Annotated in this window: 6 protein-coding genes and 1 pseudogene; 5 read left to right on the top strand and 2 right to left on the bottom strand. The window is 67.5% G+C overall.

Translation table 11 applies throughout. The annotated features are described in order from the left end of the window. From A5659_RS19945 to A5659_RS19935, 3 genes and pseudogenes are all read left to right on the top strand, one after another. Positions 1-201 (top strand): annotated as a pseudogene (locus tag A5659_RS19945) (ATPase); the annotation flags it as partial. Between the two features lie 708 nt (positions 202-909). Then, positions 910-5,493 carry a glutamate synthase large subunit gene (gltB, locus tag A5659_RS19940; RefSeq protein WP_067024030.1) on the top strand — a complete coding sequence of 1,528 codons (4,584 nt, stop codon included), beginning with the start codon at positions 910-912 and terminating at the stop codon, positions 5,491-5,493. Next, complete coding sequence (locus A5659_RS19935) at positions 5,486-6,952, top strand: glutamate synthase subunit beta (protein WP_067183674.1); 1,467 nt, start codon at positions 5,486-5,488, stop codon at positions 6,950-6,952. The genes gltB and A5659_RS19935 overlap by 8 nt, the downstream gene beginning before the upstream one ends. A 382-nt stretch (positions 6,953-7,334) precedes the next feature. Here A5659_RS19935 and A5659_RS19930 read toward each other — a convergent pair whose 3' ends face one another. After that, a complete protein-coding gene (locus A5659_RS19930; protein WP_067183669.1) occupies positions 7,335-8,186 on the bottom strand; it encodes an LLM class F420-dependent oxidoreductase in 852 nt (283 codons plus the stop codon). Between the two features lie 51 nt (positions 8,187-8,237). Here A5659_RS19930 and A5659_RS19925 point away from each other — a divergent pair, with 51 nt between their 5' ends. Together A5659_RS19925 and A5659_RS19920 are read left to right on the top strand one after the other, a co-directional pair. Continuing rightward, positions 8,238-8,678, top strand: coding sequence for a hypothetical protein (locus A5659_RS19925; RefSeq protein WP_067144168.1), 441 nt, complete (start codon positions 8,238-8,240; stop codon positions 8,676-8,678). A 129-nt stretch (positions 8,679-8,807) separates the two neighbouring features. Then, positions 8,808-9,812, top strand: coding sequence for a PHP domain-containing protein (locus tag A5659_RS19920; protein ID WP_067024020.1), 1,005 nt, complete (start codon positions 8,808-8,810; stop codon positions 9,810-9,812). Positions 9,813-9,820: 8 nt separating this feature from the next. Here the strand turns inward: A5659_RS19920 and A5659_RS19915 are convergent, their stop codons facing one another. Further along, positions 9,821-10,579, bottom strand: a complete 759-nt coding sequence (locus A5659_RS19915) for a YoaK family protein (RefSeq protein ID WP_231997924.1) — start codon at positions 10,577-10,579, stop codon at positions 9,821-9,823. Positions 10,580-10,651 lie beyond the last annotated feature (72 nt).

Genomic DNA, 10,651 nt, shown 5'->3' with positions numbered 1-10,651 from the left:
GACACCGCGTTCGGACGGCTCAGCAGCCGGATCGATCCGGCGTCGACGGGCTCGTTCTGGGAGCTGACCGCCGACAAGAACCTGCGATCCTTCGACGATGTGGTGGCGCGGCTGGGCCGCAATGCCGCGGGTCTTCATGTCCTCGCCGGGGAGCCGACGGCGGGCGCGCCGCGGCGGGTCGCTGTGGGGAGGGAGCGGGCGGGCGCGGGGCGTTAGGCCGCTCGGGCTGCAGACGGTCCCGCAGGAATTCGTCGCGCTCGTTCATGGGCTCCTCGGGTGCCAGGCGGTCGATCAGTCGTGCCGGTGGTCCGGCGGCGGCGCGGCCGTGACGTGATAAGCGCCACGGTCCGGCCTGCGACGCCGGGTCTGACCAATACCCGTCCAGTATCTCCTGCGGCACCGGATGCGCGAACCTGCAAACTCGCCCGCGTGAGCTGGCGAAACCTTACGAGACCACGGGGTGGCCGCTGAGCACGCTAGTACCCGTGACGGCGACCTCTCCAAGGGGCCTGTACGCACTCGCCAGCAAACTTGACATGGCGGCCTGCCGACGCACCGGGCCGCCTGGAATAGGCCCAGCTATGCAACCAATTCGGCGCCCCGGCCCGGCGGTGGGCAGAATTGGGGTTCACCGCCGGCAGCGAAATTTACGACGCTGCCAGCTGGCGGCTAGACTTGACGAAGTTGGCATGTCAGGCGGGTATTGTCATATCGTTTTACGACTTGTCGAGACCGGTTCCAGGCCACCGTTCAGAGCTGCACGGACGTCCCTAACAGGAGTATCTCCGCCTGGGGCACAGCCCATCGAGACAAGACCGAAGGGGTCATAGCCCGCAACCTAAGGGTGCGACCTCGTCGGGGCCGCTGCTAACGGCCGCGCAGAACGTTCAGGTGAAGGGTCAGGTGCATATGACGCCCAAGCGCGTCGGGTTATACAACCCCGCGTTCGAGCACGACGCGTGCGGGGTTGCCATGGTCGTCGATATGCACGGCCGCCGTAGCCGCGACATTGTGGACAAGGCAATCACTGCGCTGCTGAACCTCGAACACCGGGGTGCCCAGGGCGCCGAGCCGCGTAGTGGCGACGGTGCCGGCATCATGCTGCAGGTCCCGGACGCCTTCCTGCGTGAGGTCGTGGACTTCGAATTGCCGCCGCCGGGCAGCTACGCCACCGGCATCGCGTTCCTGCCGCAGTCGTCGAAGGACGCCGCGACCGCGTGTGCGGCCGTGGAGAAGATCGCCGAGGCCGAGGGCCTGACGGTGCTGGGCTGGCGCAACGTGCCCATCGACGACTCGTCGCTGGGCGCCTTGTCCCGCGACGCGATGCCCACGTTCCGGCAGGTGTTCATGGCCGGCGCGTCCGGCATGACGCTGGAACGCCGCGCCTACGTGGTGCGCAAGCGCGCCGAGCACGAATTGGGCACCAAGGGCCCCGGTCAGGACGGGCCCGGCCGCGAAACCGTGTACTTCCCAAGCCTTTCCGGTCAGACGTTCGTCTACAAGGGCATGCTGACCACCCCGCAGCTCAAGGCGTTTTACCTTGACCTGCAAGACGATCGGCTGACCAGCGCGCTGGGCATCGTGCACTCCCGGTTCTCCACCAACACGTTCCCGTCGTGGCCGCTGGCGCATCCGTTCCGCCGCGTCGCGCACAACGGTGAGATCAACACCGTCACCGGTAACGAGAACTGGATGCGGGCCCGCGAGGCGCTGATCAAGACCGACATCTTCGGAACCGAAGCCGACGTCGAGAAGCTGTTCCCCATCTGTACCCCGGGGGCGTCCGACACCGCGCGTTTCGACGAGGTGCTCGAACTGCTGCACCTGGGCGGGCGCAGCCTCGCTCATGCGGTGTTGATGATGATCCCCGAGGCGTGGGAACGCAACGAGTCGATGGATCCTGCGCGGCGGGCGTTCTACCAGTACCACGCCTCGTTGATGGAGCCGTGGGACGGCCCCGCGTCGATCACGTTCACCGACGGAACCATCATCGGCGCGGTGCTCGACCGTAATGGCTTGCGCCCCTCGCGGATTTGGGTCACCGAAGACGGCTTGGTGGTGATGGCCTCCGAGGCCGGTGTGCTGGATCTGGACCCCGCCAAGGTGGTCCGCCGGATGCGGTTGCAGCCCGGCCGCATGTTCCTGGTGGACACCGCGCAGGGCCGCATCGTCTCCGACGAGGAGATCAAGGCCGAGCTGGCCGCCGAGCACCCCTACCAGGAGTGGCTGGACAAGAACCAGGTCCCGCTCGACGACCTGCCGCAGGGCAACTACAAGCGGATGCCCCACGACCGACTGGTCAAGCGGCAACAGATATTCGGCTATACCTACGAGGAACTCAACCTCTTGGTGGCGCCCATGGTGCGCAGCGGCGCGGAGCCGATCGGGTCGATGGGTACCGACACCCCGGTCGCGGTGCTCTCGCAGCGACCCCGGATGCTCTACGACTACTTCCAGCAGCTGTTCGCGCAGGTGACCAACCCGCCGCTGGACGCCATCCGCGAGGAGGTGGTGACCAGCCTGCAGGGCACCACCGGCGGCGAGCGTGACCTGCTCACGCCGACCGAGCGCTCGTGTCACCAGATCGCGCTGCCGCAGCCGATTCTGCGTAACCGCGAGCTGGCGAAGCTGATCAACCTCGACCCCGATGACGAGGTCAACGGTCGTCCACATGGCATGTGCTCCAAGGTGATTCGCTGCCTGTACCCGGTCGCCGAGGGCGGTGCCGGGCTGGCCGCCGCGCTCGAGGAGGTGCGCGCGCAGGCGTCGGCGGCGATCGCCGACGGCGCGCGCGTGATCATCTTGTCCGACCGCGAATCCGACGAGCGGATGGCGCCGATCCCGTCGTTGCTCGCGGTGGCGGGGGTGCACCACCACCTGGTGCGCGACCGCACCCGGACCCACGTGGGGCTGGTGGTGGAAACCGGTGACGCCCGCGAGGTGCACCACATGGCCGCGCTGATCGGTTTCGGCGCCGCGGCGATCAACCCCTACATGGCGTTCGAGTCCATCGAGGACATGCTCGATCGCGGCGTCATCGAGGGCATCGACCGCAAGGCGGCGCTGAGCAACTACATCAAGGCCGCCGGCAAGGGCGTGCTCAAAGTGATGTCCAAGATGGGCATTTCGACTGTGGCGTCCTACACCGGTGCCCAGCTGTTCCAGGCGGTCGGCATCTCCGAGGACGTGCTCAGCGAGTACTTCACCGGCTTGAGCTGTCCCATCGGCGGTATCACCCTGGACGACATCGCCGCGGACGTCGCCACCCGGCACGCGCTGGCCTACCTGGACCGCCCGGACGAGCGGGCGCACCGCGAGCTCGAGGTGGGCGGGGAGTACCAGTGGCGCCGCGAGGGCGAGTACCACCTGTTCAACCCCGAGACCGTCTTCAAGCTGCAGCACGCCACCCGCACCGGCCAGTACAAGGTGTTCAAGGACTACACGCGCCTGGTCGACGACCAGAGCGAGCGCATGGCCTCGCTGCGCGGCCTGCTGAAGTTCCGGGCCGGGATCAATCCCCCGATTCCCCTGGACGAAGTCGAGCCCGCCAGTGAAATCGTCAAGCGCTTCTCGACCGGGGCGATGAGCTACGGCTCGATCTCCGCCGAGGCGCACGAGACGCTGGCCATTGCGATGAACCGGCTGGGCGGCCGCTCCAACAGCGGTGAAGGCGGCGAGGACGTCAAGCGCTTCGACCGCGATCCCAACGGTGATTGGCGGCGCAGTTCGATCAAGCAGGTCGCCTCCGGGCGGTTCGGCGTCACGTCGCACTACCTGACTAACTGCACCGACATCCAGATCAAGATGGCCCAGGGCGCGAAACCCGGTGAGGGCGGCCAACTTCCGGGACACAAGGTGTACCCGTGGGTTGCCGAGGTGCGCCACTCGACGCCCGGCGTGGGACTGATCTCGCCGCCGCCGCATCACGACATCTACTCCATCGAGGACCTGGCGCAACTGATCCACGACCTCAAGAACGCCAACCCGGCCGCGCGGGTGCACGTCAAGCTGGTCTCCGAGAACGGCGTCGGCACGGTGGCCGCGGGGGTGTCCAAGGCCCACGCCGACGTGGTGCTGATCTCCGGGCACGACGGCGGCACCGGTGCCACCCCGCTGACCTCGATGAAGCATGCCGGGGCGCCGTGGGAGCTGGGGCTGGCCGAGACGCAGCAGACGTTGCTGCTCAACGGGTTACGCGACCGGATCGTGGTTCAGGTCGACGGTCAGCTCAAGACGGGCCGCGACGTGATGATCGCCGCGCTGCTCGGCGCCGAGGAATTCGGTTTCGCCACCGCGCCGCTGGTGGTCTCCGGTTGCATCATGATGCGGGTCTGCCACCTGGACACCTGCCCCGTCGGGGTGGCCACCCAGAACCCGGTGCTGCGCGAACGCTTCACCGGCAAGCCCGAGTTCGTCGAGAACTTCTTCATGTTCATCGCCGAAGAGGTGCGCGAATACATGGCGCAGTTGGGCTTCCGCACGATCAATGAGGCCGTCGGCCAGGTGAAGTCCTTGGACATGACGCTGGCCCGGGCCCACTGGAAGGCGCACCGGCTGGACCTGGCCCCGGTTCTGCACGAGCCGGAATCGGCGTTCATGAACCAGGACCTGTACTGCAGCTCGCGCCAGGACCACGGCCTGGACAAGGCGCTCGATCAGCAGTTGATCGTGATGAGCCGCGAGGCGCTGGACTCCGGGAAGCCGGTGCGGTTCTCCACGACCATCAGCAACGTCAACCGCACGGTGGGCACCATGCTCGGCCACGAGGTCACCAAAGCCTATGGCGGCCAAGGGTTGCCGGACGGGACCATCGACATCACCTTCGACGGCTCGGCGGGCAACAGCTTCGGTGCGTTTGTGCCGCGGGGCATCACGCTGCGCGTCTACGGCGACGCCAACGACTACGTCGGTAAGGGCCTGTCCGGTGGCCGGATCGTGGTGCGGCCGTCGGACGACGCGCCGGCGGACTACGTGGCCGAGGACAACATCATCGGCGGCAACGTGATCCTGTTCGGCGCGACCAGCGGCGAGGCGTACCTGCGCGGCGTAGTCGGCGAGCGGTTCGCCGTGCGTAACTCCGGTGCGCACGCCGTCGTCGAGGGCGTCGGCGACCACGGCTGCGAATACATGACCGGCGGCAAGGTTGTCGTCCTCGGTCGCACCGGCCGCAACTTCGCGGCGGGCATGTCCGGCGGCGTGGCCTACATCTACGACCCGCAGGGCGAATTCCCAGGCAATCTCAACGCGGAGATGGTCGAGCTCGAGAGCTTGGATGACGATGACTACGAGTGGTTGCACGGCATGATTCAGGCGCACGTTGATGCCACCGATTCCGCTGTCGGTCAGCGCGTTCTGGGTGACTGGGCGCAACACCGGCGGCACTTCACCAAGGTGATGCCGCGGGACTACAAGCGGGTGCTGCAGGCCATTGCCGAAGCGGAACGCGACGGCGTGGATGTGGACAAGGCGATCATGGCGGCCGCGCATGGCTGATCCGAGCGGCTTCCTGAAATACACGCATCGGGAACTGCCGAAGCGTCGGCCTGTCCCGCTGCGGTTGCGCGACTGGCGCGAGGTCTACGAAGAGTTCGACAACGAGACCCTGCGCGAGCAGGCGACCCGTTGCATGGATTGCGGTATTCCGTTCTGCCACAACGGTTGCCCGCTGGGTAACCTGATCCCGGAATGGAACGACCTGGTGCGCCGGGACCGGTGGCGCGACGCCATCGAGCGGCTGCACGCCACCAACAACTTCCCGGACTTCACCGGGCGGCTGTGCCCGGCCCCCTGCGAGCCGGCCTGTGTGCTGGGCATCAACCAGGACCCGGTGACGATCAAGCAGATCGAGCTGGAGATCATCGACAAGGCCTTTGACGAGGGTTGGGTGCGACCGTTGCCGCCGGAGAAGAAGACCGGCAAGAAGGTCGCCGTGGTCGGTTCCGGGCCGGCGGGTCTGGCCGCCGCCCAGCAACTGACCCGCGCCGGCCACACCGTCACCGTCTTCGAGCGGGCCGATCGCATCGGTGGCCTGCTGCGCTACGGCATCCCGGAATTCAAGATGGAAAAGCGTGTCCTGGACCGCCGGCTGGACCAAATGCGGGCCGAGGGAACCGAATTCCGCACCGGTGTCAACGTCGGCGTGGACATCACCGCCGAGCAGTTGCGCGCCGACTTCGACGCCGTGGTGCTGGCCGGCGGCGCCACTGCAGGGCGCGATCTGCCCATCCCCGGCCGCGAACTGGATGGCATCCACCAGGCGATGGAGTATCTGCCGTGGGGTAACCGCGTGCAGGAGGGCGACGACGTGCTGGGCCCCGACGGGCAGCCGCCGATCACCGCCAAGGACAAGAAGGTCGTCATCATCGGCGGCGGGGACACCGGCGCCGACTGCCTGGGCACCGCCCATCGGCAGGGCGCGACCGTCATCCACCAGTTCGAGATCATGCCGCGGCCGCCGGAGACGCGCGCCCCGTCCACCCCGTGGCCGACCTACCCGCTGATGTACCGGGTGTCCTCGGCGCACGAGGAGGGCGGCGAGCGGGTGTTCTCGGTCAACACCGAGGAGTTCGTCGGCGAGGACGGTCACGTGACGGCGCTCAAGGCGCACGAGGTGACCATGGAGGACGGCAAGTTCGTCAAGGTGGAGGGTTCGGAATTCGAACTCGAGGTCGACCTGGTGTTGCTGGCGATGGGCTTCGTCGGCCCCGAGAAGGAGGGCCTGCTCACCGAACTCGAGGTCAAGCTCACCGAGCGGGGCAACGTCGCCCGCGGCGCCGATTTCGACACGTCGGTTCCGGGCGTCTTCGTTGCCGGTGACATGGGTCGTGGCCAGTCACTGATCGTCTGGGCGATTGCTGAGGGGCGGGCGGCCGCGGCCGCGACGGACCGCTTCCTGATGGGGTCGACGGCGCTGCCGGCGCCGGTCAAGCCCACCGCGGTACCGCTTCAGTAGTAACACCAGTCACACCAGAAACACGCCGGACTTCGTCCGGCGCGTCTCCCACTGTTTGCCAGCCGCCGGGTGTCTAATAACCCGTTGTGAGCCCGCTCACATGGGGGTCACACCGGTTTCCCGGTTGAACGACCGATCGCAGGAGAGATTCTTGTGCATATCCACCCATTACCTCAGTCACGGATGGGGCGAATCGCCTGGTCATGGTTGCGTCACCCGGTCAAAAGTCGGGAGTTCCCCGCCAAGCACGAACGCTTGGTGACCCCCCAGGACTTGCTGCTGTTCGGTGCGTGACCGCCCGTTCGGCGCGCTCAGCGGCGCGCCGCGGGTTTGCTCAACATGCGCCCGGCGGGATTTCCGCCGGGCCGCCCCAAAGGCGCCGTCACCGCTCCCATAGGCCCGAGTCGCGGATCGCCTCGGCGAGCGGTTCGAGCACGGCCGGGTCGTGCGGCGGCGGCAGGTAGACGATGCCCAGATCCAAGCCCTCGGCGGCCAGCCCGGCCGCGTCCTCGATGACCTTCCCGTAATTCAGATCCGGCTCCAGGCGCAGGTGGGCCGAGAGCGTGATCTCCTTGGGGTCGCGGCCGATGTCCGCGCAGTGCGATGCCAGCACGTCGCGCTTGTGGGCGAAGACGTCGGGCGGACCGCCCACGAAATTCCAGTGTTGGGCGTAGCGCGCGGTAATGCGCAGCGTGCGCTTTTCCCCGCTGCCGCCGATGCAGATCGGTGGGTGCGGGCGCTGCGGGCCCTTGGGCTCGTTGCGGGCGCCTTTGAGCTGGTAGAACTTGCCGTCGAAGTCGGTGGTCTCCTGGCTGAGCAGGCTGGTCAGCACCTCGCACGCCTCCTCGAAGCGGTCGAAGCGTTCCTTGATGCTGCCCAGTTCGATGCCGTAGGCGCCGGACTCCTCCTCGTTCCAGCCGGCGCCGATGCCCAGCTCGAGCCGTCCGTTCGAAATGATGTCGAGGGCGGCGGCCATGTTGGCCAGGACCGCGGGGTGGCGGTAGTGGATCCCGGTGACCAGGGTGCCCACCCGGAGCCGCTTGGTGGCCTGGGCGAGGGCGGTCAGCGTCGTCCAGCCCTCCAGGCAGGGCCCGCTGCTGTCGGTGAAGATCGGGTAGAAGTGGTCGAACGTCCACCCGGACTCGTAGACCTCGATGTCGTCGGCCGCCTGCCAGACGGCGAGCATCTGTGCCCAGGTGGTGTTCTGCGGGGAAGTCTTGAACGCGAATCGCATGCCGTCGACGTTAGTCGGTGTTTATGAAGGACAACTAAACTCAAGCTCACGATGACTGCTGTCTGCGGCTCCCTCGGAATGGACACCAAGATCACCCTGCTGGCGGCGGGCCTGATCTTCCTGCTCGCGCTGGTGCTGGGCGTGTGGAAATATCGCGAGATGATGGCGTCGGAGAACCACCTCGCGCATCCCTACGTCGACATCGCGCATCGGGCGGCGCTGCTGTATTCGTTCGCGACGCTGCTGCTCGCGGTGTTCGTGCAACTGAGCGCCTGGCCGGTCTGGGTGAACCTGACGGCGGCGGGGGTGGTCGTCTTCTTCTTCGTGGCCGCCATCGCCGCCTACATCAGCCACGGCGCGCGGCGCGACACCGTCAACCAGTTCGAAAACGCCGACGGGCGTCTCGTGCTGGCGATGACGGCGCTGATCGCCGGGGAGATCGGCGGATTCAGCGTGCTGCTCGCCGGGTTCGTCGCCGGGCAGCTGTTGTAAGCGGGGAGGTCGTGCGGTGACCTGCTGCGCCCGGCTTCGCCGCGCTTGCAATCACCGCGGAGGTCGTGCGGTGACCTGCTGCGCCCGGCTTCGCCGCGCTTGCAATCACCGCGCGGGCACACTGGAGTCATGGATCCGGTAGCGGCGTTACGGCAGATCGCCTATTTCAAGGACCGCAGCCGCCACGACCCCCGGCGCGTGATGGCTTACCGCAATGCGGCCGACATCATCGAGGGCCTCGACGACGCGACCCGCGAGCGGCACGGCCAGGCCAACAGCTGGCAGTCCTTGCCGGGGATCGGCCCCAAGACCGCGAAGGTCATCGACCAGGCGTGGTCCGGCCGCGAACCCGATCTTCTCGTCGAATTGCGTTCCAGTGCCGAGGATCTCGGCGGCGGTGACATCCGTTCCGCGCTGCGCGGGGATCTGCATCTGCACTCCAACTGGTCGGACGGCTCGGCGCCGATCGAGGAGATGATGGCTAGCGCGGCGGCGCTGGGGCACGAGTACTGCGCGTTGACCGACCATTCGCCGCGGCTGACCATCGCCAACGGGCTCTCACCCGAGCGGTTGCGCAAGCAGCTCGACGTGATCGACGGCCTGCGGGAGAAGTTCGCGCCGATGCGCATCCTCACCGGGATCGAGGTCGACATCCTCGACGACGGCAGCCTCGACCAGGAACCCGAGCTGCTCGAGCGCCTCGACGTGGTGGTGGCCAGCGTGCACTCCAAGCTGTCGATGGATGCGCCCGCGATGACCCGGCGGATGCTGCGGGCGGTGGCCAACCCGCACGCCGACGTGTTGGGGCACTGCACCGGCCGGCTGGTCTCCGGGAATCGCGGCATCCGGCCGGAATCCAAGTTCGACGCCGAGGCGGTGTTCACCGCGTGCCGCGACCACGGCACGGCGGTGGAGATCAACTCCCGCCCCGAGCGGCGCGATCCGCCCAGCCGGCTGCTGAACCTGGCGCTGGAGATCGGCTGTGTGTTCACCATCGATACCGACGCGCACGCGCCCGGTCAGCTGGATTTCCTCGGCTATGGCGCCCAGCGCGCGCTGGACGCGGGTGTGCCCGTCGACCGGATCGTCAACACCTGGCCCGCCGAGCGGCTGCTGGAGTGGACCGCCAATTGAGACGCCGCTCAGACCTGCACCGGTTCGGCGTCCTGGGGAACCGGTGCGTCGTCGCTGCGTCCGGCGCCCTGCAGCAGGTTGGCGGCGCCGACCGTCGCGCAGGTCGCGGCCGGGATGAGCAACGCGTAACCCCCCAGCTGAGCCCCGAACGCGATCCCGGCCACGCCGCCGCCGACGAATAACACGAGGGTCGTCGCCAGTATCGCCGTTTTCCAGTTCTTGATTCCGTGTAGCCGGCTGCGACCGAGGATCAGCCCGAGGTCGGTGACCGTTCCGGTGAAGTGCGTGGTGCGGATCGCCATCCCGCGAAAGCTCGACGTCATCCCGTTTTGCAGACCGAGCGCCGCGGCGGCGAGCAACGCCTGCACCGCGGTCTGCTCGATGCCGAGGGCGTTGATCTGTGCCCTGACGACGGTCTCCTCGACCCCGGCCGCGGCGAGCACCAGCAAGCCTGCCTCGAGGAAGAGCACGGCGGCATGGCGTGGGCCGGCAAGACCATCGGTGGGTGCCAGGATCGCCCCGGCGATGGTCGCTCCCGTCAGGAAGCCTAGAAAAATCGCGCCGAGCACGTGGCCTTCGTACAGCCACGGGTTGGCGGTGTGCATGCCCAGCTGCGTGGTGATCCCCGTCAGATTGCCAACGGGCACCGCCAAAATCAGCAGCGCCACGGCGTTGACGAAGCCCGCGGATAGGGCGAGTAACGCGCTGTAACCAAGCACGAGACCCTCGTGGGGCAGGCCGGTGTCGCGGGATTGCTGCGGCGGCATCGGATTCAATTGCTCACTTTCGAGGTCGGGTTTTCGCCAGCCTAGCAATCGGGCCGCCGCACAACCGGCGTC

This window comes from Mycobacterium sp. 1165196.3 (genome assembly GCF_001673415.1).
GTDB classification, from domain to species: domain Bacteria; phylum Actinomycetota; class Actinomycetes; order Mycobacteriales; family Mycobacteriaceae; genus Mycobacterium; species Mycobacterium europaeum_A.
Note: the sequence above shows the minus strand (reverse complement) of the source record. Positions and strands in the feature narration are given on the sequence as shown.

What these genes read in the sequence shown, in the direction of transcription:
- A5659_RS19925 (WP_067144168.1), top strand. Translation starts at nt 8,238, where the DNA reads ATGACTGCTGTCTGCGGCTCCCTCGGAATGGACACCAAGATCACCCTG.
- A5659_RS19920 (WP_067024020.1), top strand. Translation starts at nt 8,808, where the DNA reads ATGGATCCGGTAGCGGCGTTACGGCAGATCGCCTATTTCAAGGACCGC.
- A5659_RS19935 (WP_067183674.1), top strand. Translation starts at nt 5,486, where the DNA reads ATGGCTGATCCGAGCGGCTTCCTGAAATACACGCATCGGGAACTGCCG.
- gltB (WP_067024030.1), top strand. Translation starts at nt 910, where the DNA reads ATGACGCCCAAGCGCGTCGGGTTATACAACCCCGCGTTCGAGCACGAC.
- A5659_RS19915 (WP_231997924.1), bottom strand. Translation starts at nt 10,579, where the DNA reads ATGCCGCCGCAGCAATCCCGCGACACCGGCCTGCCCCACGAGGGTCTC.
- A5659_RS19930 (WP_067183669.1), bottom strand. Translation starts at nt 8,186, where the DNA reads ATGCGATTCGCGTTCAAGACTTCCCCGCAGAACACCACCTGGGCACAG.